The 22,906-nt window shown below is 68.5% G+C and carries 20 protein-coding genes; 7 read left to right on the top strand and 13 right to left on the bottom strand.

Annotation, left to right across the window (positions count from 1 at the left end):
* Positions 1-190: 190 nt before the first annotated feature.
* The 3 genes from PSm6_RS10485 to PSm6_RS10475 all read right to left on the bottom strand — a co-directional run bounded on the left by PSm6_RS10485 (position 191) and on the right by PSm6_RS10475 (position 4,116).
* Positions 191-880, bottom strand: coding sequence for a TSCPD domain-containing protein (locus PSm6_RS10485; RefSeq protein ID WP_169708402.1), 690 nt, complete (start codon positions 878-880; stop codon positions 191-193).
* A 12-nt stretch (positions 881-892) separates the two neighbouring features.
* Complete coding sequence (locus tag PSm6_RS10480; protein ID WP_021219854.1) at positions 893-3,028, bottom strand: adenosylcobalamin-dependent ribonucleoside-diphosphate reductase; 2,136 nt, start codon at positions 3,026-3,028, stop codon at positions 893-895.
* A gap of 167 nt (positions 3,029-3,195) precedes the next feature.
* Positions 3,196-4,116: a zinc ABC transporter substrate-binding protein gene (locus PSm6_RS10475; RefSeq protein ID WP_031287846.1), complete on the bottom strand. Its 921-nt coding sequence runs from the start codon at positions 4,114-4,116 to the stop codon at positions 3,196-3,198.
* Positions 4,117-4,148: 32 nt separating this feature from the next.
* Here PSm6_RS10475 and PSm6_RS10470 point away from each other — a divergent pair, with 32 nt between their 5' ends.
* The 3 genes from PSm6_RS10470 to znuB are packed head-to-tail and all read left to right on the top strand — an operon-like array spanning position 4,149 to position 6,257.
* Entirely contained in the window at positions 4,149-4,679 is a 531-nt protein-coding gene (locus tag PSm6_RS10470) for a Fur family transcriptional regulator (RefSeq protein ID WP_265170518.1), read from the top strand.
* Positions 4,676-5,479, top strand: coding sequence for a zinc ABC transporter ATP-binding protein ZnuC (gene znuC, locus PSm6_RS10465; protein ID WP_021219857.1), 804 nt, complete (start codon positions 4,676-4,678; stop codon positions 5,477-5,479). Before PSm6_RS10470 ends, znuC begins: the two co-directional genes overlap by 4 nt.
* Positions 5,472-6,257: a zinc ABC transporter permease subunit ZnuB gene (znuB, locus tag PSm6_RS10460; RefSeq protein ID WP_043243847.1), complete on the top strand. Its 786-nt coding sequence runs from the start codon at positions 5,472-5,474 to the stop codon at positions 6,255-6,257. The genes znuC and znuB overlap by 8 nt, the downstream gene beginning before the upstream one ends.
* On the opposite strand, the gene PSm6_RS10455 is transcribed toward znuB, so the two are convergent.
* Complete coding sequence (locus PSm6_RS10455) at positions 6,254-7,900, bottom strand: GMC family oxidoreductase (protein ID WP_021219859.1); 1,647 nt, start codon at positions 7,898-7,900, stop codon at positions 6,254-6,256. The two genes, znuB and PSm6_RS10455, sit on opposite strands and share 4 nt — an antisense overlap.
* Before the next feature lie 201 nt (positions 7,901-8,101).
* Here PSm6_RS10455 and PSm6_RS10450 point away from each other — a divergent pair, with 201 nt between their 5' ends.
* The 4 genes from PSm6_RS10450 to PSm6_RS10435 all read left to right on the top strand — a co-directional run bounded on the left by PSm6_RS10450 (position 8,102) and on the right by PSm6_RS10435 (position 11,683).
* Entirely contained in the window at positions 8,102-8,938 is an 837-nt protein-coding gene (locus PSm6_RS10450) for a PA5502 family lipoprotein (RefSeq protein ID WP_043243849.1), read from the top strand.
* Between the two features lie 245 nt (positions 8,939-9,183).
* Positions 9,184-10,191 (top strand): methionine ABC transporter ATP-binding protein, encoded by a 1,008-nt coding sequence (locus PSm6_RS10445; protein ID WP_021219861.1) that lies wholly within the window; start codon positions 9,184-9,186, stop codon positions 10,189-10,191.
* Complete coding sequence (locus tag PSm6_RS10440; protein ID WP_021219862.1) at positions 10,191-10,856, top strand: methionine ABC transporter permease; 666 nt, start codon at positions 10,191-10,193, stop codon at positions 10,854-10,856. The genes PSm6_RS10445 and PSm6_RS10440 overlap by 1 nt, the downstream gene beginning before the upstream one ends.
* A gap of 56 nt (positions 10,857-10,912) precedes the next feature.
* Positions 10,913-11,683, top strand: coding sequence for a MetQ/NlpA family ABC transporter substrate-binding protein (locus PSm6_RS10435; RefSeq protein WP_021219863.1), 771 nt, complete (start codon positions 10,913-10,915; stop codon positions 11,681-11,683).
* Between the two features lie 159 nt (positions 11,684-11,842).
* On the opposite strand, the gene PSm6_RS10430 is transcribed toward PSm6_RS10435, so the two are convergent.
* From PSm6_RS10430 to PSm6_RS10390, 9 genes are all read right to left on the bottom strand, one after another.
* A complete protein-coding gene (locus PSm6_RS10430) occupies positions 11,843-12,238 on the bottom strand; it encodes a YbaN family protein (protein WP_265170189.1) in 396 nt (131 codons plus the stop codon).
* A complete protein-coding gene (locus tag PSm6_RS10425) occupies positions 12,231-12,824 on the bottom strand; it encodes a biliverdin-producing heme oxygenase (protein ID WP_043243851.1) in 594 nt (197 codons plus the stop codon). The genes PSm6_RS10430 and PSm6_RS10425 overlap by 8 nt, the downstream gene beginning before the upstream one ends.
* Before the next feature lie 154 nt (positions 12,825-12,978).
* Positions 12,979-14,316 (bottom strand): TolC family outer membrane protein, encoded by a 1,338-nt coding sequence (locus PSm6_RS10420; RefSeq protein ID WP_371877073.1) that lies wholly within the window; start codon positions 14,314-14,316, stop codon positions 12,979-12,981.
* Positions 14,313-15,650 carry an HlyD family type I secretion periplasmic adaptor subunit gene (locus PSm6_RS10415; protein ID WP_265170187.1) on the bottom strand — a complete coding sequence of 446 codons (1,338 nt, stop codon included), beginning with the start codon at positions 15,648-15,650 and terminating at the stop codon, positions 14,313-14,315. The genes PSm6_RS10420 and PSm6_RS10415 overlap by 4 nt, the downstream gene beginning before the upstream one ends.
* Positions 15,647-17,419 (bottom strand): type I secretion system permease/ATPase, encoded by a 1,773-nt coding sequence (locus tag PSm6_RS10410; protein ID WP_021219868.1) that lies wholly within the window; start codon positions 17,417-17,419, stop codon positions 15,647-15,649. The genes PSm6_RS10415 and PSm6_RS10410 overlap by 4 nt, the downstream gene beginning before the upstream one ends.
* Before the next feature lie 158 nt (positions 17,420-17,577).
* On the bottom strand, positions 17,578-18,339 hold the full coding sequence (locus PSm6_RS10405) for a heme acquisition protein HasA (protein WP_021219869.1): 762 nt from the start codon (positions 18,337-18,339) through the stop codon (positions 17,578-17,580).
* A gap of 119 nt (positions 18,340-18,458) precedes the next feature.
* Positions 18,459-21,068, bottom strand: coding sequence for a TonB-dependent receptor (locus PSm6_RS10400; RefSeq protein WP_265170186.1), 2,610 nt, complete (start codon positions 21,066-21,068; stop codon positions 18,459-18,461).
* 209 nt (positions 21,069-21,277) lie between these two features.
* Entirely contained in the window at positions 21,278-22,285 is a 1,008-nt protein-coding gene (locus PSm6_RS10395) for a FecR family protein (RefSeq protein WP_021219871.1), read from the bottom strand.
* A 68-nt stretch (positions 22,286-22,353) separates the two neighbouring features.
* A complete protein-coding gene (locus PSm6_RS10390; protein WP_021219872.1) occupies positions 22,354-22,869 on the bottom strand; it encodes an RNA polymerase sigma factor in 516 nt (171 codons plus the stop codon).
* Positions 22,870-22,906 lie beyond the last annotated feature (37 nt).

Below are 22,906 nucleotides of genomic sequence, written 5' to 3'. Positions count from 1 at the left end.
GATAGAGGGCAGATGTAGCCTGGGCTTCAGCCCAGGAAATGCGCGCGAGGACGAAGCATGCTTGTCCGAGGAAAGGTAAAGCCCGCTGTAGACGTCCCTGTCGGTGCTCCGCTGCCTCAGTTCGACCCCGGCCCGGCCATCCTTGGCCGGGCGTTCGCCGGCGCAACGCATGCGTTGCGAAAACCCCGGCTCACCCACACTTGGAATGCCCGCAGTTGAGACAGGTGGCGCAGCCGTCCATCTGCACCACGGCCTGGGTGTTGCACTTGCCGCAGAGCTGGGAGCCGGGCGGGAAGCCTTCGCCGGGTTCGGCGGTGCTGGTGCCCAGGCTGGCTTCGTAGGCGGCGCGTTTTTCGGCGAGGTAAAGCTTCTGCTCCTCGCCCAGTTGCTGGCCTTCCATCAGGCCGATGGCGATCAGGTGGCGCTCCAGCACCGCGCCTATCTCCGCCACCAACGAGGGCATGTAGATACCGCCGCGCTTGAGATAGCCACCACGCGGGTCGAACACCGCCTTGAGCTCCTCCACCAGGAAGGTGCAGTCACCGCCCTTGCGGAACACCGCCGACATGATGCGGGTGAGGGCGACTATCCACTGGAAGTGCTCCATACCCTTGGAGTTGATGAATATCTCGAAAGGCCGGCGCTGCTCGTAGGCCGTGCCGGGGTTGAGCACCACGTCGTTGATGGTCACGTACAAGGCATGCTCGAACAGCGGCGACTTGATCTTGTAAGTGGCACCCACCAGGGTTTCCGGGCGCTGCAGGGTCTCGTCCATCTGCACCACGGCGGCGGCTTCCTCGGCGGCCAGGCGCACGCGCTCGGCCTCGACGTCGACCACCTTGAAGCCCTTGATCTTCTGGCTGATCTTCACGCTCATCACTGCCTCCGCGAATCAGTACTTGCCGTAATAGCCTTCTTTCAAGGCGTCGAAGAGGTTGGCGGCGCTGTGCAGCTCGCCGTCGTACTCCACCTGCTCGTTGCCCTTGAGCTCCACCACGCTGCCGTCCTCGAGTTCGAAGCGGTAGCGGGTCTTCTCCAGGTCCGCGTCCTTCACCAACACGCCCTGGAAGGCCGCCGGGTTGAAGCGGAAGGTGGTGCAGCCCTTGAGGCCCTGGCGCCAGGCATAGCGGTAGATGTCCTTGAAGTCTTCGAAGGGGTAGTCGGTGGGCACGTTGGCGGTCTTGGAGATGGAGGAGTCCACCCACTTCTGCGCGGCCGCCTGGATGTCCACGTGCTCGGCCGGGCTGATGTCGTCGGCAGCAACGAAGTACTCCGGCAGCTTCTGCGCCGCGGCCTCGGCGCCCGGCACGGCGTGGGCGTTGACCAGGGTGCGGTAGGCCAGCAGCTCGTAGCTGCACACCTCGATCTTTTCCTTGGTCTTGCGTCCGGGGCGGATCAGGTTGCGCGAATAGGCGTGGGCGAAGCTCGGCTCGATGCCGTTGGAGGCGTTGTTGGCCAGGCTCAGGCTGATGGTGCCGGTGGGCGCGATGGAGCTGTGGTGGGTGAAGCGTGCGCCGACCCGGGCCAGCTCTTCCACCAGCTCCGGTGCGTACTCGGCGATGCGCTGCATGTAGCGCGAATAGCGCGCATGCAGCAGGCTGCCGGGCACCTCGTCGCCCACCTTGAGGCCGTCCGCGGCCATCTCCGGGCGCTTGCGCAGCATCTCCGCGGTCACCGCGAAGCGCTGGGCCAGCAGCGGCGCCGGGCCTTTCTCCCGGGCCAGCTCCAGGGCCTGCTGCCAGCCCACCAGGGCCATCTCGCGGGCCACTTCCTCGGTGAACACGCAGGCTTCAGGGCTGCCGTAGCGCAGGCGCAGCAGGGTCAGCGCCGAGCCCAGGCCAAGGAAGCCCATGCCATGGCGGCGCTTGCTGGTGATCTCCTCGCGCTGCTGCGCAAGCGGCAGGCCGTTGATCTCCACCACGTTGTCGAGCATGCGGGTGAAGACCTTCACCACCTCGCGGAAGCGGTCCCAATCGAAGCGCGCATCCTCGCCGAAGGGCGCCTCGACGAAGCGGGTCAGATTGATCGAGCCCAGCAGGCAGGAGCCATAGGGTGGCAACGGCTGCTCGCCGCAGGGGTTGGTGGCGCGGATCGCCTCGCACCACCAGTTGTTGTTCAGGTCGTTGACCCGGTCGATGAGGATGAAGCCCGGCTCGGCGTAGTCGTAGGTGGAGACCATGATCATGTCCCACAGGTGCCGCGCCTTGAGCCGGCCATAGACGCGGCAGGCCACCAGCCCGTCCTCGCGCACCTGGTAGCCCTCGTGCACCGGCCACTCGCGCCAGACCACCTGCTCGGGGTCGCCCAGGTCCACCTCGCCCAGCTCCTTGGCGTGCACGGGGAATACCAGGGGCCAGTCGTCGTCGGTCTCCACCGCCTGCATGAAGCCGTCGGTGATCAGCAGACTGAGGTTGAACTGGCGCAGGCGCCCGTCCTCGCGCTTGACCCGGATGAACTCGCGTACGTCCGGGTGGCTGACGTCGAAGGTGCCCATCTGCGCGCCCCGGCGGCCGCCGGCGGAGCTCACGGTGAAGCACATCTTGTCGTAGATATCCATGAACGACAGCGGCCCGCTGGTATGGGCGCCGGCGCCGGAGACGTAGGCGCCACGCGGGCGCAGGGTGCTGAATTCGTAGCCGATGCCGCAGCCGGCCTTGAGGGTCAGCCCGGCCTCGTGGACCTTGGCCAGGATGTCGTCCATGGAGTCGTGGATGATCCCGGAGACGGTGCAGTTGATGGTGGAGGTGGCCGGTTTGTGGCCCAGGGCGCCGGCGTTGGAGATGATCCGCCCGGCGGGGATAGCACCGTTGCGCAGCGCCCAGAGGAAGCGTTCGTACCAGTGTTCGGCGTCCTTGCCCTCCACCTCGGCCAGGGCCTTGGCGACCCGCTGCCAGGTGTGGTCGAGGGAGGTGTCGACCGCGGTGCCGTCCTTGTGCTTGAGACGGTATTTGCTGTCCCAGATATCTTCCGAAGCGGGCTGCAGGGCGATGCCCTCGCGCGCCTGGATCGTGGTGCCTGTCTTCGCCATTCGCCGGAACCTCCTGTCGTCTGGATGAACCCTTGGAAGCGGCTCACCCTATCAACATGTAGTGCCAGATCGATGACGCATATCAATATCTTGTGTCACCGAGCCAAAATCCTCGATGACACCTTAGTCGCTGGAACGCCCCCTCGCCGGGCGTTCCGTCCGAACCTTCAGAGCGCTTCCAGGCAACCGGCCAGGCCGTCGCCCAGGTTCTCCAGCAGCTTCTCGTAGCCACCGGCATCCAGGGTTGCCTGCATGCCCAGGGCGTCCAGCTCGGCCAGGCGCACCGGCAGGCCGGCGGTCAGGGTTTCGGCCAGGCGCGGACGCACCGGCGGCTCGTTGAACACGCAGCTGGGGCCGGCTTTTTGCAGCCGCGCGCGCATGGCGGCAACGTGGCGGGCACCGGGCTGCACCTCGGCGGCGACGCTGAAGACCCCGGTGTGGCGCAGGCCGTAGGCGGACTCGAAGTAATCGAAGGCCTCGTGGAAGACGAAGAACGGCTTGCCCGACACGGCGGCCATGCGCGCCTTGAGGCGCTGGTCGAGCTGGCCCAGGCGCTCGTCGAAGGCCTTGAGGTTGGCCTGGTAGCGGGCGGCGTTGGCCGGGTCGGCGGCGGCCAGGTCGGCGGCCATGCGCGCGGCGATCACCCGGGCGTTGGCCGGCAGCAGCCAGAGGTGGGCGTCGAGGGAGCCGGGGCGGTGGTCGTGGTCATGCTCGTGTTCATCCTCGGCCCCGTGCTCATGCTCGTCGTGGCCGATGGCTTCGAAGTGGCGCAGGGTCATGCCGGGCAGGGACTGCACCGCCACCGATGGTTTGCTGCGGCCTTCCAGCACGCGGGGGAGGAAGCCTTCCAGGTCCGGGCCAACCCAGTACAGCAGGTCCACTTCACGCACCCGCCGCACGTCGGATGGGCGCAGCGCGTACTGGTGCGGCGAGGCACCCGGGGGCAGCAGCACCTCGGGCGTGCCGACACCGTCCTGCACGGCGGCGGCGATCAGTTGCAGCGGCTTGATGCTGGCCAGCAGGCGCACTTCGGCCTGGGCCGGAAGGGCCAGGCAAGCGAGGAGAAGAAGAGGCAACAGACGTGACACGGGAACAGACTCCGGCTCGAAAGCGTAATAGAATAACGTCTCTTTGCCCGGACGTCGCCGCCCATGCTCAAGCCCATCAAGACCAAAGCCCCCTGGCCTGCCTGCCCCACGACCATTCCCATTGCGTCCGTGATGCCCTGGCCGAAGCCGAGGTGCTCTGCGCTCGCGACGGCCTGCGCCTGACCGCCCTGCGCAAGCGCGTGCTGGAGCTGGTCTGGGCCAGCCACAAGCCGCTGGGCGCCTACGACATCCTCGGGGTGCTCACCGAGGAAGACGGCCGCCGCGCCGCGCCGCCTACCGTTTATCGGGCGCTGGATTTCCTCCTGGAAAACGGCCTGGTGCACCGCATCGCCTCGCTCAACGCCTTCGTCGGTTGCAACCACCCGGGCGACGCCCACCAGGGCCAGTTCCTCATCTGCCGCGAATGCCAGACCGCCATCGAGCTCGAACAGCCGACCATCAGCAACGCCATCGTCGCCAGCGCCCAGGCCGTGGGCTTCAGCGTCGAAGGGCAGACGGTGGAGATCGTCGGCCTCTGCGCCACCTGCCGGGAGGCGGCATGAGCGACGCGCTGATCCGCCTCGACGGCGTCGGCGTCAGCTTCGCCGGCCAGGCGGTGCTGCAGGACGTCGGCCTGAGCCTGAAGCCCGGCGAGATCGTCACCCTGATCGGCCCCAACGGTGCCGGCAAGACCACCCTGGTGCGCACCGTGCTCGGCCTGCTCAAGCCCGAGCGCGGCAGCGTCTGGCGCAAGCCGCGCCTGCGCATCGGCTACATGCCGCAGAAGCTCCAGGTGGACGCGACACTGCCGCTTTCCGTGCTGCGCTTCCTGCGCCTGGTGCCGGGGGTGGACCGCGACGCCGCCCTGGCCGCCCTCAAGGAAGTGGGCGCCACCCACGTCATCGACAGCCCGCTGCAGAGCGTGTCCGGCGGCGAGCTGCAACGGGTCCTGCTGGCCCGGGCGCTGCTGCGCCAGCCCGAGCTGCTGGTGCTCGACGAGCCGGTGCAGGGCGTCGATGTCGCCGGCCAGGCCGAGCTCTACCGCCTCATCACCCGCCTGCGCGACCGCCTCGGCTGCGGCGTGCTGATGGTCTCCCACGACCTGCACCTGGTGATGAGCACCACCGACCAGGTGGTCTGCCTGAACCGCCACGTGTGCTGCTCCGGTCACCCCGAGCAGGTCAGCTTCGACCCGGCCTTCGTCGAGCTGTTCGGCCAGGACGCCAAGAGCCTCGCCGTGTACCACCACCATCACGACCATGCCCACGACCTGCATGGCGAGGTCGTGGCCACCCCCACCTTCCCCGAGGGCACCCGCTTCACGCCCGTCCACAAGCACGGCCCCGACTGCAACCATGGCTGATTTCCTCGTCAACGCGCTTCTCGCCGGTCTCGCCCTGGCCCTGGTGGCGGGCCCGCTCGGCTCCTTCGTGGTCTGGCGGCGCATGGCCTACTTCGGCGACACCCTGTCCCACGCTGCGCTGCTGGGCGTCGCCCTGGGCCTGATGCTGGATGTCAGCCCGACCCTGGCGGTGACCGTCGGTTGCGTGCTGCTGGCCGTGCTGCTGGTGACCCTGCAACAGCGCCAGCCGCTGGCCTCGGACACCCTGCTGGGCATCCTCGCCCACAGCACCCTGTCCCTGGGCCTGGTGGCCCTGAGCTTCATGAGCGAAGTGCGCATCGACCTGATGGGCTACCTGTTCGGCGACCTGCTGGCGGTGAGCCCCACCGACCTGGCCTGGATCCTCGGCGGCAGCGCCCTGGTGATGCTGATCCTCATCCCGCTGTGGCGGCCGCTGCTGGCCATCACCGTGCACGAGGAACTGGCCCGGGTCGAAGGCCTGCCGGTAGCGGCCATCCGCCTGGCGCTGATGCTGCTGATCGCCGTGGTCATAGCCGTGGCCATGAAGATCGTCGGCGTGCTGCTGATCACCTCGCTGCTGATCATTCCCGCCGCCGCCGCCCAGCGCCACGCGCGCACCCCCGAGCAGATGGCCGCCGGCGCCAGCCTGCTGGGCCTGGTGGCGGTGTGCGCCGGCCTGGCGCTGTCCTGGTTCAAGGACACCCCCGCCGGCCCCTCCATCGTCGTCTCGGCGGCGGCGCTGTTCCTCCTCAGCTTCGCCCTGCCCAAGCGCACTTAGCCGCTCACCGCCTGCGCCACGGCCGCCTTCGCAGCGCCCGTGGCCGCGTCTTCCAGGATCATCCGTGCCGCCTTCTCGGCGATCATCAGGGTCGGCGAGCAGGTGTTGCCGGAAACGATGGTCGGCATGACCGACGCGTCCACCACCCGCAGCCCCGGCACCCCGTGCACCCGCAGGCGCGCGTCCACCACTGCCTCGCGGCCCTGGCCCATGCGGCAGGTGCCCACCGGGTGAAAGATGGTGGTGCCGATGGCCCCGGCCGCCTGGCGCAACTCCGCCTCGCTCTGCAGCGCCGCACCCGGCAGGTATTCCTCCGGCCGGTAGCGCGCCAGGGCCGGTGCGCCGGCGATGCGCCGGGTCAGGCGGATGGCGTCGGCGGCCACGCGCAGGTCCTCGTCCTCGCTCAGGTAGTTCGGCTGGATCAGCGGCGCCGCACTGGCCTCGGCGGCGCGGATATCCACCCGCCCGCGGCTGGCCGGGCGCAGGTTGCACACCGAAGCGGTGAAGGCCGGGAAGGCGTGCAGCGGCTCGCCGAAGCGCTCCAGGGACAGCGGCTGCACGTGGTATTCGAGGTTGGCGCGCTCCTGCTCCGGGCCGCTGCGGGCGAAGGCGCCCAGCTGGCTTGGCGCCATGGCCAGCGGGCCGCTGCGGCTCAGCAGGTAGCGCAGGCCCATGCCGGCCTTGCCCCAGAGGCTGCCGGCCATCTGGTTGAGCGTCGGCACGCCGCTGACCTTGAAGATCAGCCGCAGCTGCAGGTGGTCCTGCAGGTTGCCGCCGACGCCCGGCAGCTCGTGGCGCACGGCGATGCCCAGCCCTTCCAGCAGCGGGCGCGGGCCGATCCCCGAGCGCTGCAACAGGGTGGGCGAGCCGATGGCCCCGGCGCTGAGGATCACCTCACGGGCGCGGAATTCCCGGGCCTGGCCCTGCCAGCGGGCCAATACGCCCCGGGCGCGGCCGTCCTCCAGCAGCACCCGCTCGGCCTCGACGCCGGTGAGCACCGTGAGGTTGGGGCGCTGGCGTGCGGGGCGCAGGTAGGCCTTGGAGGCGTTCCAGCGCACCCCGGAGCGCTGGTTGACCTGGAAGTAGCCGCAGCCTTCGTTGTCGCCGGTGTTGAAGTCCTCCACCGCAGCAATGCCGGTCTCGCCCGCCGCCGCGCGGAAGGCGTCCAGCAGGTCCCAGGACAGGCGCTGGCGCTCCACCCGCCATTCGCCGCCGGCGCCGTGGTGCTCGGAGGCGCCGCCGTGGTGGTCCTCGCAATGCTTGAACAGTGGCAGCACGTCGCTCCAGCCCCAGCCCGGGTTGCCCAGGGCGGCCCAGTGGTCGTAATCCGCCGCCTGGCCACGCATGTAGATCATCCCGTTGATCGACGAGCTGCCGCCCAGCACCCGCCCGCGCGGGTAGCCCAGGGCGCGACCGTTGAGGCCCGGCTCGGCCTCGGTGCGGTAGCACCAGTCGGTGCGCGGGTTGCCGATGCAATAGAGGTAGCCGACGGGGATGTGGATCCACGGGTGGTTATCTCGGCCCCCGGCTTCCAGCAGCAGGACCCGATGCCGCCCGTCGGCCGAAAGCCGGTTGGCCAGCAGGCAACCGGCGGGGCCGGCGCCGACGATCAGGTAGTCGTAGGGGCTGTTGTCAGGCTGCATCGGAACCTCGCCAGAGCGTGTAATTGTTGTCGTTCACCATGGTAGGGAAGCCGCCGCAGAAATACAGGACGAACGGCGAACGGCGCGCGGGCCGCCTGGTCTGATAGCACGCAGATGGCAAAAAAGTGGCCCCGACTTTTGTCCTGCCCGGTCGCGCAGTGTAGAATTGCGCGTTTTTTGAGCAACACGAGACTTGCAGGAATGATGCTGTTCGCAACCCGATACCTTCCCGTTATCGCGATTTCCCTGCTGTTAGCCGCGTGCCAGAGCAAACCGCAGGTGGCCAGCCTGCCCACCGACGACCTGGTCACCAGTTTCCGTCAGCTGGACCTGAGCCTGAACAACGGGCAACTGGCCGACGCCGAAACCCAGCTCAAGGACCTCCAGCAGCGCGCCGCCGGCGACACCCGCCTGGAGCAGTACCAGCGCCAGCTCACCGAAGCCTGGCTGAAGAAAGGCCAGGCCGCGCTGCAGCAGGGCGACCTGGACACCGCCACCACCGCCCTCAGCCACGCCCGCAGCCTGATGCCCCAGGCCCCGGCGCTGACCACCGGCCTCGACGGCGCCATCGCCCAGGCCCGCGCCAGCGAGCTGGACCGTGCCGAGCAGGCCCGCACCGCCACCGAGCAGGCCGCTGCCAAGGAAGTCGCCGCCCGTACCGAGCAGGCCCGCCAGCAGCGCCTCGCCCTGGAGCGCCAGGCCGCCGAGGCCGCCAAGCTGGTGGCCATCCCGGCACCCGTGGCCCAGCCGGCCGCAGCCGCCAAGCCCGTACGCCGCGTGGCCAACCAGGTGGCCCTGCCGATGCTCGACAACGACGACAACGAGCGCCTGCGCAGCCTGTTGGACGCCGTCGCCGCCGACGTGGTCGCCTTCGACTGCGGCGTGCGCCTGCAGGTGCGCGAAGCCAAGCAGTACCCCTGGGTCGTGGCCCTGCTTTCCGCCCGGGTGAAGAAGCTCGACCCCAGCTACAAGCTGCGCGTGGACCACAGCGTCGACCCCGCCAAGGTGCCGAACCTGGTGCTCAGCCCGAAGAGCTGAGGCCCCGGCCAGCACGCACCGGGTTACACCCGCCCCAGGTCACGCAACGCCGATCCGTAGGGCGGGTGGAACCCGCGTTCACCCCCACCATGGCGTGACGATGGCGAGACGCGCCCACTCCCGTTCTTATTCCAACTGGCTATAGCCATAGGCCGACAAAGATTTTCGGCGCCTATGTGCGAACAGGTAAACTACTCGGCTTTTTAGGCCCCATCCGGCCCCCGAGAACCCACAAGGTTTCCCCCGTGATCGAATTCCATGACGTCCACAAGGCGTATCGCGTCGAAGGCCGCGAGATTCCGGCCTTGCAGCCCACCGACCTGCGTGTCGAGCAGGGCGAGGTGTTCGGCCTGATCGGCCACTCCGGCGCCGGCAAGAGCACCCTGCTGCGCCTGATCAACCGCCTGGAAGAACCCAGCGGCGGGCGCATCGTCATCGCCGGCGAAGACGTCACCGCACTCGACGCCGAAGGCCTGCGCCGCTTCCGCCAGCGCGTCGGCATGATCTTCCAGCACTTCAACCTGCTGTCTTCCAAGACCGTCGCCGACAACGTCGCCCTGCCGCTGAAGCTGGCCGGCGAGCTGTCGCGCAGCGAGATCGACGCCCGCGTCGCCGAGCTGCTGGCCCGCGTCGGCCTCAGCGATCACGCGAAGAAGTACCCCGCCCAGCTTTCCGGCGGCCAGAAGCAGCGCGTCGGCATCGCCCGCGCCCTGGCCACCCAGCCGAAGATCCTGCTCTGCGACGAGGCCACCAGCGCCCTCGACCCGCAGACCACCGGCCAGGTGCTGCAGCTGCTGGCGGAGATCAACCGCGAGCTGAACCTGACCATCGTCCTCATCACCCACGAGATGGACGTGATCCGTCGCGTCTGCGACCGCGTCGCGGTGATGGATGCCGGCGTCATCGTCGAGCAGGGCCCGGTGGCGGATGTGTTCCTCCACCCGCAGCACCCCACCACCCAGCGCTTCGTCCAGGAGGACGAGCAGGTGGACGAGGGCGAGCAGCGTGACGACTTCGCCCACGTCCAGGGCCGCATCCTGCGCCTGACCTTCCGCGGCGAGGCCACCTATGCGCCGCTGCTGGGCACGGTCGCGCGCCGCACCGGCGTCGACTACAGCATCCTTGCAGGGCGTATCGACCGCATCAAGGACACCCCCTACGGCCAGCTGACCCTGGCCCTCACCGGCGGCGACATCGAGGCCGCGCTGACCTGCTTCCGCGAAGCGGACGTGCACCTGGAGGTCCTGCGCTGATGAACGAGCTCATCGCCAACATCGACTGGTTCGAAATCTGGCTGGCCAGCCTGGACACCCTGCTGATGCTGGGCGGCTCCCTGCTGTTCACCGTGCTGCTGGGCCTGCCCCTGGGCGTGCTGCTGTTCCTCACCAGCCCGCGCCAGCTGTTCGAGAACCGCGCCCTCTACAGCCTGCTATCGCTGGTGGTGAACGTGCTGCGTTCGCTGCCCTTCATCATCCTGCTGATCGTGATGATCCCCTTCACGGTGTTCATCACCGGCACCTCCCTGGGTGTCGCCGGCGCCATCCCGCCGCTGGTGGTGGGCGCCACGCCGTTCTTCGCGCGCCTGGTGGAAACCGCCCTGCGCGAGGTGGACCGCGGCATCATCGAAGCCACCCAGTCCATGGGCGCCACCACCCGGCAGATCGTGGTCAACGCCCTGCTGCCGGAAGCGCGCCCGGGCATCATCGCCGCCATCACCGTCACCGCCATCACCCTGGTGTCCTACACCGCGATGGCCGGCGTGGTGGGTGCGGGCGGCCTGGGCGACCTGGCCATCCGCTTCGGTTACCAGCGCTTCCAGACCGACGTCATGGTGGTCACCGTGGTGCTGTTGCTGGTGCTCGTCCAGATCCTGCAAACCATCGGCGACAAGCTGGTGGTGCATTTCTCGCGCAAGTGAAAGGATGGCCGGCGTCCACCCCGACCCGGCCCTCGCATTCTCATAAGGAGCGTTCCATGAAAAAACTGCTGGTGGCCGCTGCCGCCTTCGCCGCCCTCTCCGCCCAGGCCGACACCCTGACCGTGGCCGCCACCCCGGTGCCCCACGCGGAAATCCTCGAATTCATCAAGCCGCAGCTGGCCAAGGAAGGCGTGGACCTGAAGATCAAGGTCTTCACCGACTACGTGCAGCCCAACGTGCAGGTCGCCGAGAAGCGCCTGGACGCCAACTTCTTCCAGCACCAGCCGTACCTGGATGAGTTCAACAAGGCCAAGGGCACCCAGCTGGTGAGCGTCGCCGGCGTGCACATCGAGCCCTTCGGTGCCTACTCCACCAAGATCAAGAAGCTCGATGAGCTGCCCCAGGGCGCCGCGGTGGTCATCCCCAACGACGCCACCAACGGCGGCCGTGCGCTGCTGTTGCTGGACAAGGTCGGCGTGATCAAGCTGAAGGACAACACCAGCATCACCGCCACCCCCAAGGACATCGCCGAGAACCCCAAGGGCATCAAGGTGCGTGAGCTGGAAGCAGCCACCCTGCCGCGCGTGCTGACCCAGGTCGACCTCGCCCTGATCAACACCAACTACGCCCTGGAAGCCAAGCTGAACCCCACCAAGGACGCCCTGGCCATCGAAGGCAGCGACTCGCCCTACGTGAACATCCTGGTGTCCCGCCCGGACAACAAGGACAGCGCCGACATGCAGAAACTGGCCAAGGCCCTGCACAGCCCCGAGGTGAAGCAGTTCATCCTCGAGAAGTACAAGGGCGCCGTGGTTCCGGCGTTCTGATCGCTTCCCGGTCATGAAAAAGCCCGCTCATCGAGCGGGCTTTTTTGTGGGCGCGGAACGGCGTCGATCAATACCGTAGGGCGGGTGAAACCCGCGTGTGCACCGTGCTCGGTCGTCGGGTTTCACCCGACCTACGAAACGGCGCCAGGGTAGGGGTCTTCAGCCCGCGTCCGGCAGCCGCTCCGGGCGCGACCAGATCCACGCGGCGCCGATGGCCATGCCGATGCCGGCCATGATCACCGACGGCAGGTGCGGCACGGTGCAGGCCATCAGGGTCAGGCCCAGGCACATGCTGGTACTGGCGACGACCTTGGTGCGGCGGGTGATGACCCCGCCGTTGCGCCAGTTGCGCAGCGAGGGGCCGAGCAGGCGGTGGCTCTCCAGCCAGGCGCTGAGGCGCGGCGAACCCTTGGCCGCCGCCCAGGCCGCCAGCAGCACGAACTCGGTGGTGGGCAGCCCCGGCAGCACCACGCCCAGCAGCGCCAGGCCGATGAACAGGTAGGCGAGGGCCTGCCACAACCAGCGCAACGGCCCCCGCGCAACGGCCTCAGGCAAAGCAGCGTTCCAGATGATCGGCGAAGCGGTTGAACGCGGCGATGGCGGCGGCCTCTGCGTGGCGCTCCTGCTCGGCGTCCAGCTCGATGCCGTCGAGGGTGGCGACGAAGCTCTTCCAGCCCTGGGCGCGACCGCCCTCCGGGTCACCCAGGTGACGGGCGCCGAAGCTGTCGGACAGCTGCAGCGCCTCGGCGCGCTTGTAGAGGAAGGCGGCGCCGAGCTTGGAGCCCTCGGACACGAACAGCCAGCCCAGGGCGGCACCCAGCGGGTGCTTGGCGCCACGCACGCTCTCGTCGCCCTCGGGCACGGCATGGCCCAGGTCGGCCAGGTCGAGGCGCGCCTGCTCGTGGCGGGCGCGGGCGGCGAGGTTGTCGAAGGTCAGGCCCAGCTCGGCGTCGGCATAGAGCGCGGCCAGGTCGTACTGGAACAGGTACTGGGCGGCGACGAAGCGCGCGAAGTTCTCGCGGTTGCCGAAGGGGTCGTGGCTCTTCACCAGGGCGTCCAGGCGGCTGTGGGGCTCGTGGGTGAGCTGGTTGAGGCGCTGGGAACGCAGGGGATGGGAGAGTTGCGACTGGGAAGCGGTCATGACGATGTCTCGATTCGGGTTGGCCTGCCCGGTCGATCGGCCGGGCTTTGCACTGGATGACGTTTCAGCGAATGAAACTCAGTAAAAAATATTCCGAACGGTTTTCCCCGGGCTGCAGCCCGGGCCACCTGCCGGGATAGATCGATGCCCGGGGTCAGCCCCGGGCCTGGAAATACCCGGCCAGCACATCCAGGTCACCCGCCTCCAGCAGGCCGGCGTGGTACTTCAGCTGCAACCAGGCGCGCAGGTAGCCGTAGCGGGCCTGGGCCAGGTCGCGGCGGGCGCTGTAGAGCTGCTGCTCGGCATTGAGCACATCGAGGTTGACCCGTTCGCCACCCGTCACGCTGCGCCTGGTGGCCTCGATCAAGGTGCTGGCCGATTCCACCGCCAGCTCATAGGCACGCACCTTGGCACCGCTGCTGACGCAGAGGTTGAACTGCTTGCGCAGCTGGTTGAGGGTCTCGGCGGTCTGCGCATCCAGGGCATGGCTGGCGCGCTCCATCTCGGCGGCGGCCTGGCGGGTGGAAGCGGAGACTGCGCCGCCGGCGAACAGCGGCAGGCTGATCTGGATGCCGATGCTGTCGGTGTCGTACTTCTGGTTGTAGGTGCTCTCCGAGCTGGAGCTGGTCTTGCTGGTGCTGGCGTAGGCGCTGAGGGTGGGCAGGTGGCCGGCGCGGTTGCGCTCCACCGTGTAGCTGGCGGCGTCCAGCGCGTGGCGCTGGGAGGCCAGCTCGGGGTTGCTGGCCAGGGCCAGGTCGCGCCAGGTCTCGAAGCGCGCCGGCTGCAGCGGCTGGATGTGGAAGCCGTCCGCCAGGGGCGTCAGGTCCTGGATGTCCAGGGGCTCGCCGACGATGGCCTGCAGCTCGCGCAGGGCCGCATCGAGGTTATCCACAGCCTCGATCTCCTGGGCCTGGGCCAGGTCGTAGCGGGCGCGGGTTTCCAGCAGGTCGGTGCGGGTGCCTTCGCCGGCCTCGAACAGGCGCTGGTTGAGCTGCAGCTGCTCGGCATAGGCGCGGCGCTGAGCCTGGGCGAGGTCGATCTGCTCGCTGGCGAACAGCGCCTCGCTGTAGACGTTGAACAAGCGCACCGCCAGCTCCTGGCTGCGGCTGCGCAGGCGCTCGTCGGCCAGCAGCGCCTTGGCCTCGCCCTGGCGGTACTCGGCCCAGGCGGCGTAGTCGAACAGTGGCTGCTGCAGGGTGAAGGTGGAGGAGTAGCTGCGGTAGTCCCGCTCGTTGGTGATGTCGCCGATCACGGTGGACTGGGTCACCTTCGAGTCGTTGCGGCCGTTGTTGTAGCTGTAGGAGAGCTTGGGCAGCAGCGCCGCGCGACCAATGATGCGCTCCTCCTGGCCGGCGTCGCGCTCGGCGAGGGCGGCGTGGAAGGTCGGGTCGTTGCGCAACGCCAGGGCATAGGCGTCGCGCAGCTCCAGGGCGCTGGCGGGGAACACGGGCAACAGCAGGATGAGGGCGAACAGCAGGCGCATCGGGCTCATTCCTCCGCCAGCGCGACGTGGGCGCGGTCGGTCAGCGGCTTGAACAGGTAGTTGAGCAGCGAGCGCTCGCCGGTGCGCACGAAGGCTTCCACCGGCATGCCGGGACGGATCTGCACGCCGGCCAGCTTGTGCATGCCCTCGTCGCTCACCTGCACGCGCATGCGGTAATAGGGGATGCCGGTCTTCTCGTCCTGCAGGCGGTCGGCGGAAACCAGCGTCACCCGGCCTTCCACCCGTGGCGTCAGGCTCTGGTTGAAGGCGACGAACATCAGCTCCACCGGCAGGCCGGGTTGCAGGGTGTCCACCAGGTCCACCGGCACCTGGGCGTCCACCAGCAGCGGCGCGTCCTGGGGGACGATCTCCATCAGCTTCTGCCCGGGGCTGATCACCCCGCCTTCGGTGAACACGCTGAGACCCACCACCACGCCGCCGCTGGGCGCGCGCACCTGGGTGTTGGCCAGTTCGAACTCGGCGCCGCGCAGGCGGTTGGCCAGGTCCTCGGCGCGCACCTGCTCCTCGGCGAGCTGGCCGCGCACTTCCTTCTGGTATTCCTCGCGGCGCTGGCCGGCGTTCAGGCGCAGCTCGGCCACCTGGCGCTGCAGGCGGCCGATATTGCCCAGGTCCTCGGAAAGGGTGCCGTTGATCTGCGCCAGCAGGCGCTCGTTCTCCAGTAGGCGGTTACGGGCGATGTAGCCGTCACGGGCCAGGTCGCGCAGGCCGCGCAGCTGTTCTTCCAGGGTGTCGCGCTGGGCTTCCTTGCTCGCCATCGAGGCGCGCAGGCCCTGGAGGATGGCCTGGGTGCCGGCGATGCTTTCGTCGATGGCCGAGAGTTCCATGCGCAGCGCCTGGCGCCGGCTGCCGAGCAGCTGGCGTTGCAGGGCCAGGCTGGCGGCGACGCGGGGTTCGCTCTCGCTGGCCAGCAGGTCGTCGGCGAAGGTGATGGTTGCCAGCCCGTCGCGTTCGGCGGTCAGCCGCGCCTCGGCGGCGCGTGTCCCGAGGTACTGGGCATGCAGGGATTCCCGCTGCGCCCGCGCCTGGGTGGCGTTGACCTGCACCAGCACCTGGCCGGCCTGCACCGTGTCGCCATCGCGCACCAGGATGCGCTCCACCACACCGCCACCGGGGTGCTGCACGGCCTTGCGGCTGTCGGCGACCACCACGCTGCCGGAGACCGGCACGCCCTTGTCCAGGGGCGCCAGCGCGGCCCAGGCCATGAAGCCGCCGAAGCCCAGCAGCACCAGCCACCAGCCGAGGCGGGTGAAGCGGCGCTCGTCCAGGGGCAGCACCGGTGCCAAGGTCGGCTCCGGGGCCTTTTCCACTGCATGCAGGCTCATGATTGCACCGGGGCGGCAGGGCCGCTGGCGTAGCTCACGCTCAGGCTCGGGGCCGCGCGCAGGGGCGCGGCCGCCGGGGTGGCGGGCCGTCCTTGCAGGTCCTGCCAGACCCGCGCCGCCGGGCCGAAGGCCTGCATCTGCCCGCCCCGCAGCACCAGCAGCTTGTCGGCACCGGCCAGCAGCGAGGGCTTGTGGGTGACCATCACCAGGGTACGGCGCAGGCGGCGCAGCTCGGCGATGGCCGCCAGCAGCGCCTGCTCGCCGGCTTCGTCGAGGTTGGCGTCGGGCTCGTCGAGCACGATCAGCGCCGGCAGGCCATAGAGCGCCCGGGCCAGGCCGATGCGCTGCTTCTGCCCACCGGAGAGACCGTTGCCGCCGTCGCCCAGCGGCGTGTCGTAGCCCTGGGGCATGCGCAGCACCAGCTCATGCACGCCGGCCAGGCGCGCGGCGGCCACCACCTTCTCCGCGTCCACTTCGGCGAAGCGCGCGATGTTCTCGGCGATGCTGCCGGCGAACAGCTGTACGTCCTGGGGCAGGTAGCCCAGGTGCGGGCCGAGGGCGGCCTTGTCCCATTGCTGCAGGTCGGCGCCATCCAGGCGCACCTTGCCCGCCTGGGGCGCCCAGACGCCCACCAGCAACCGCGCCAGGCTGGATTTGCCGGAACCCGATGGGCCGAGCACGCCGAGGGTTTCCCCGGCCGGCAGGGCGAAGCCCAGGTTGAGCAGGGCGGGAACACGGCTGCCCGGCGCGGCGGCGCTGAGCTGCTCCACGCTCAGGTTGCCCTCGGGCACCGGCAGCGGCATCGCCTGGGGCCGGCGCGGGTGGGCCTGGAGCAGCGCCACCAGGCGCTGGTAGGCCAGGCGCGCGGCGCTCCATTGCTTCCAGGCGCCGATCAGTTGGTCCAGCGGTGCCAGCACCCGACCCATGAGGATGGAGCCGGCGATCATCATTCCCGGCGTCACCAGGCCGATCACCGCCAGCCAGGCGCCAAGGCCGAGCACCAGGGATTGCAGGGCGATGCGGGCGATCTTCGACAGCGCGCCGATCATCGCCGTGCGCTCGCTGGCCAGGTTCTGCTGGCGGAGGAACTCGCCATGGCCGGCGAACCAGCGGCTGCGCAGGGCCGCGAGCATGCCCATGGCTTCGATCACCTCGGCATTGCGCAGGCTGCTGCCGGCCTGCTGGGAGGAGCGGATCGACAGGCGGCTGGCGGCAGCCAGCGGCTCGGCGGACACCCGCTCGTTGAGCCAGGCCAACAGCACCAGGATCAGCGAGCCGACCAGGGCGAACAGCCCGAGCCAGGGGTCGAAGAGGAAGATCACCCCCAGGTAGACGGGGAACCAGGGCGCGTCGAAGAAGGCGAACAATGAGGGCCCGGTGACGAACTGGCGCAGGGTGGTGAGGTCGTTCAGCGCCTGGGCGGCGGCCTGGTCGCCACTCTTCAGGCTGGACTCGAAGGCCGCGCTGTAGACCCGCTCGTTGAGCTGCATGTCGAGGCGTGCGCCGATGCGGATGACCACGAAGCTGCGCACGTATTCCAGCAGCCCCATGAAGGCGAACAGGCCGAGCACCATCAGCGTGAGCATGGCCAGGGTCATGGTGTTGCCGGAAGCCAGCACCCGGTCGTAGACCTGCAGCATGTAGAGCGCCGGGGCGAGCATCAGCAGGTTGATGACGGCGGTGAAGATGCCGACGCTGCGAAAACTCGACCGGAACAGCCCCAGCGCGGTGAGGATCTCGTTGCGCGGGCCCTGCTGTTGTGTGGCCATGACCGACTAGCTCCTGCGACACGCGCCCGGCGGGCATTGACGTGCCCCGGGCGCCTTTCAGAATTCGGCGCCGTCACAGCCGGCCTGCAAGCGAGGGCTGTGACGACGTGGTAACGGAGCGGATGGAAGAGCGATCTTTCATCCGCTTTTTGCTTTCGTCAGGCGACGAATTGCAGGTCGGCGGTGTTGAAGCTGGTCACACCGGCGAGGGTGATGGTGCCGTGACCGTTGGTGTCGATGACGGTGTTGCCGCCCACGCTGCCCACGGTGCCGCCGGCGGCGGTGAAGGCGCTGTAGTTGGCGAACAGCGAGTTGGAGATCTGGATCTTCTCGCCGCTGGCGTAGTCGGTGACGGTGTCGTTGCCGAAGCTGGTGGCCGCGCCGTTCACGCCGAAGAAGAAGTTATCCACACCCGCGCCACCGGTGAGGGTGTCGTTGCCGTTGTAGCCGGTGACGGTGTCCGCGCCAGAGCTGCCGTTGATCGACAGGTTGTTGGCGTTGAGCACGGCCTCCAGCTCGGTGGTGGTGCCCTGCATCAGGCCGTAGACGACCTTGTGCACGATGTTGTTGGCGGTCTGGGTGCCGGTCAGGTTGAGGCCGGTGATGGACAGTTCCGGGCCGTTGTTGAAGCTGTAGCCGGCGTTGTTCACGATCTGGTTACCGAAGCCCAGGCTGTCCAGTTGGCCGTACAGGGTGTGGGCCGGCGGTGAGAACAGGGTGTAGTTCAGCGAGCCGCCGGCGATGAAGCCTGCGGTGTGGCCTTCAACGCCGCTGGACAGGGCGTACTGGGTACCGCTCAGCGAGCCCGGGTAGAAACCGCCGGTGTTGTCCGGGTGGTTGCCGCTGATGAAGTCCGCGCGCCAGTCGGCGAAGTAGGTGCGGCCATTGGTAGCGGTTCCGTAGTTGATTGCGATAGTCACAGGTGAGTCTCCATCGTTTGGGGTTTCCCTCGGCGCCGTCCGGTGCCTCGGGGCCTGCCTGCCGGCTCAGGGCCGAGAGGCGTGCTCGTCGATGCCTGCCACGGGGGCGTGCATCAGGATCAGAAGCGGATTTCCACGGTGCCCTGCGCCGTGCGTCCACGGCCCATGGTGGCGGCCAGGGCATCGCCCATCGGCACCACGTAGGCACGATCACTCAGGTTCTCCACGGAGAGGCGCAGGGTCAGGTTGTCGCTGACGCGGTAGGCGCTGTAGAAGTCCCAGACCACGTAGCTCTTCCAGATCAGCGGGTAGACGTCTTCTTCACCGGCGGCGCGGCGCTCGGCATAGGTCTCGAAGAAGCCTTCGCTGTAGCGGGCGCGCAGGCCCATATCCAGTTTCTTGTCGAAGAAGCGCAGGCCGCCGTGCCAGCTGCCGCGGTCCATGGGCATGTGTTCGGCGCTGCCCATCATGAAGCCGCAAGTGACCATGTTGTCGCGCCAGGCCTGGCCGGTGGCGACGGCGGAGGGGCCGATGTACCAGACTTTGTAGCAGAGCTCGTTCCTGCCGATCATGTGGGTGTAGGTGAGGCCGGTGTACCAGCGCTCGGCGTCGTATTCGAGCTCGTACTCCACGCCCTTGAAGCGCGCCGGGTTGAGGCTGTTGACGAAGGCCGAGGTGCCCAGGTTGGTGACCGCCGTATTGGGCAGGCCCACCTCCAGGCTCATGAACATGTAGTCGTCGACCTTGGTGTCGAAGTAGGCGACCTTGCCGGTGAGCTTGTCCCCAGGGATGAACAGCCCTTCCTTGAACAGGTTGATGCCGGCTTCCCAGGTCCGGGATTCCTCGGGCTCGAGGAAGGGGTTGGGGTACATCTTCGAGGCGGCGTCACCGATGTGGGTGCCGTGCATCAGGGTTTCGGTGATGGCCGGCGGGCGCCAGCCCTTGCCGTAGTTGGCGAACAGCTGCAGCCAGTCGAGGCCCGGGTTCACTGCGATGGAGAAGGTCGGCGAGAGGTGGCCGCGCTCTTCGTCCACGCTGTACTGGGGCGACTGGGTGCGGCCGTTGAAGTCGCGGTAGGCGGTCAGGCGGGTGTCGCCTTCCAGGTGGTAACGGTCATAACGCAGGCCGCCGTTGATCTGCAGCCAGTCGTCGTAGCGATAGCCCAGGCCGGTGAACAGGCTGGCCATTTCCCGGGTGCCCTTGGGGGTCACGCCCAGGGTGTCGCCGATCGGGTCGGTGGCGACTCGAGGGGTGGCCAGGCCGGCTTCGGGCTTGGTCTTGTCCTCGAAATATTCCATGCCGTAGTTGGCGGTGACCACCGAGCGCTCATCCAGCTCGAAGGTCGAGGTGTTCTGCAATTGCGCACCCCAGGTGTCGGTGCGGTGGGTGATCGAATACGCCGGTGCGCAGTTGCGCTCCCAGGTCGCGGTCGAGCGCGGCACGTCGCAGTAGTCGGTGGGGTAGTTGGCGGGCGGGTTGCCCTTGTAGACGTCTTGCTCGTTACGGGTGGTGCCGTAGTAGAGCTTGGCCTGCAGGTCGATCAGCGGGTTGTCCGGGGTGTAGCTGTAGTCGAGGCTGTAGAGCTTGTTGGTCAGCCTGTCCTCGCCGGTCTTGCGCCAGGTATCGGTGCTCAGGGCGTTGGCCATGCTGGCGTTGTCGTAGCTGACGCGGCTTTCCAGGTAGCTGAAGCCCAGCGTCTGGTCCGGCGCCAGCTTGAGGCCGAGCTTGAACAGGTCGGAGCGCTGCATCTGGTTGGTGAACTTGACGAAGGTCGGCTTGCCCGGCTGGGCGTCGAGGCCCAGCTGGTTCTCGGCGCCGGACTTGCCGCGCTGGCCCGGCTCGTACTCGCCCAGGTGCTTTTCGCTGTGGGCCATCAGCAGGCTCCACAGGTCTTCGTCGAGGGCGAAGGCGGCGCTGCCGATGAAGTTCGTGCCGTTGTCGTAGCCGCCCAGGCCGGTGGTACCGCGCAGGCGCGCGCCGTAGTCATGGCCGGGCAGCAGCACGTCCTCGACGTTGAGGGTGCGGAAGTTGGCGATGCCGCCGATCACCCCGGCGCCGCCCATGCCCGAGGTCGGGCCCTTCTCGATGTCCACCTGGGTCAGCAGTTCGGTGTCCACCAGCACCTCGCCGTTGCGCTGCTGGTGGCCGCTCTGCTGGAAGTTCTGGCGGGCGCCGTCGATCGACATGTTGACCCGGCCGAAGTCCTGCAGCCCACGGATGTTCACCGACAGGCCCGGGTCCTGCTGGCTGACGATGCTGTACACGCCGGAGGTTTCCTCGAGCATGTCGGCGGCGTGGCGCGGCGGGTTGCGGTCGATCTGCTCGCGGCCGATCACCGCCACCGAACGCGGCGTGCGGTACATCCAGTCGTTGGCGTCGGCCTGGCTCTGCACATGGGTGGCGCCCAGTTGCATCACACTGCCGGCATCGGCGTAGGTGCGGGTCAGGCTGACCTGGCGCGGCGAGCTGAAGCTGTAGCTCACCGGGTGGCCGCGCAGCAGCGCCTGCAGGCCTTCGCGGATTTCCAGGCGGCCACGCACCGCGTTGCCCTGCAGCCCTTCCAGCAGGGCGGCGTCGAAGATCACCTGCACGCCGGACTGTTCGGCGAAGGTCAGCACCGCGCTGCTCAGCGGCTGCACCGGAATGTCGAAGGCGACCAGTGCCTGTTGCGCCTGCGCCGTCGCCGGAGCGGATTCGACGGCCTGCAGCTCCCCAGCGCAGGCCAGCATCCAGCTTCCCCCAAGGCGAGCAGCGCACGACGGAATCGCTGGCCCGGCCCCTTGTATGCGTTCATCGGTTTTCCTTATGGCTGTGTTTATTGTTTGGTGAATGAAAATCACTCTCATCACCAAGACGAACCAGTCGGGAAAACTCAGTAAGGTTTTTTTGCGATTTTTTTCAGGGGAACGCTGGAAGCCGCGCGGAGCGGGCTTCCAGGTCAGTAGAGGAAGGTGACGCCGGGCAGGTCGAGACGGCTGACCTTGAGTTCGTGGGTGAGGGTGTCCAGGGCCTCGTCGAGGATGTCGAGGCGGAACACGCCGCTGACCTCGCGACGGGCCAGGGCCGAGTCGGTGATCAGCACGCGGCCGGGGCGATAACGGTTGAGCTGCTCGGCGACCTGCTCCAGGGGCACGCGCTCGAACACCAGCACGCCACGGCGCCAGCTGGTGGCCCGTTGCAGGTCGCGGGCGGCCAGGGGCTGGATACCGCCACGGGCGTCATAGCGGGCGCTCTGGCCCTCCCGGAGCACCTGCTCGCGGGGGCCCCGATCGGGCGCGCGCTCCAGGGCGACGGCGACACTGTGCTCGGTGACCCCGACCCAGGCGCCTTGCTCGTCGTCCTGGCTGACCAGGAACTGGGTGCCGAGGGCGCGCGTCGTGCCCCCGGCGCTCTCGACCACGAAGGGCCGCGATTCGTTGGGCCCCAGGGGCGCCACGGTGAAGTAGGCGTCGCCGCCGAGCAGGCGCACCCGGCGTTCGGTATCGCTGAAGGCCAGGTCGATGGCGCTGCGGGTATCCAACTCCACACGGCTGCCGTCCGGCAACTGCACCTGGCGTATCTCGCCCTTGGCGGTGGCATGGTCGGCGAGCAGGGGCAGCAGCAGTTGCTTGCCCTGCTCGACGCCGAGCCCGGCCAGCAGCAACACGGCGGCAGCACTGGCCGCCCAGCGCAGGCGCGGACGCCGGCGGGCCGGCTGCTGCGGCCGTGCCCGGGGCAGCGCCTGGCCGGCGGGCGCATACGCGGGCGCGGGCATCTCGCCCAGGCGCGCGAGGTCCGCCCAGGTGCGCTGGGCGAACTGCAGCGCCGGCCCATGGCGCGGGTCTTCGGCCTGCCAGCGGGCCAGGGCCTGCGCCTGTTCGGCGTCCAGGGCCCCGGCGCTGAGGCGGATGGCCCAGTCGGCGGCTTGCTCGCGGATGTCCTGCTCGCGCAGGTCGTGGCTGATCACGGCGGTCTCTCGAGTTCTCGTTATAGGAATGCTGACGTCTGAGGGGCCGATATTCGGTAAACCATTTGTCATCTTTCGCTCGAAGCGCCGGTTTGCAGGCGCTGCATGACATGCGCCAGGGCCTTGGACAGGTGCTTCTGCACTGAGCTGTCGGAGATATCCAGCTGCCGGGCGACCTCGGCGTGGGTCAGGCCTTCGAGGCGGTTGAGGCGGAAGATTTCACGGGTGCGCGGCGGCAGTTCCGCCACCGCCTCGCGCAGCCGGTGCATGTGCTGGGCCTCGGCGGCTTCTTCGTCGAGGCCGGGGCGTTCTTCGACTATTTCCTCCAGCGCCTCGTGGGGCACCGACTCGGTCTTGCGCCGCGACTGCTGCCGGGCGTGATCGATCATCAGGTTGTGGGCGGTGCGGTAGAGGTACGCGGGGCTGTTGTCGATGCGTTCCTTGCCGCGCTGTTCGGCCAGGCGCAGGAAGCTCTCCTGGACCAGGTCGGCGGCCAGCTGCGGGTCGCGCACCTTGCGCGTCAACAGGCTTTGCAGGGCCTTCGCATGCTTGATGAAAAGGCTCTTGAGATCGGGCTCCGACAAGCGCGCTCCCTGACAGGCGGAGGGTGAGGGAGCGCCA

This window comes from Pseudomonas solani, assembly GCF_026072635.1.
Taxonomy (GTDB): Bacteria; Pseudomonadota; Gammaproteobacteria; order Pseudomonadales; family Pseudomonadaceae; genus Metapseudomonas; species Metapseudomonas solani.
Note: the sequence above shows the minus strand (reverse complement) of the source record. Positions and strands in the feature narration are given on the sequence as shown.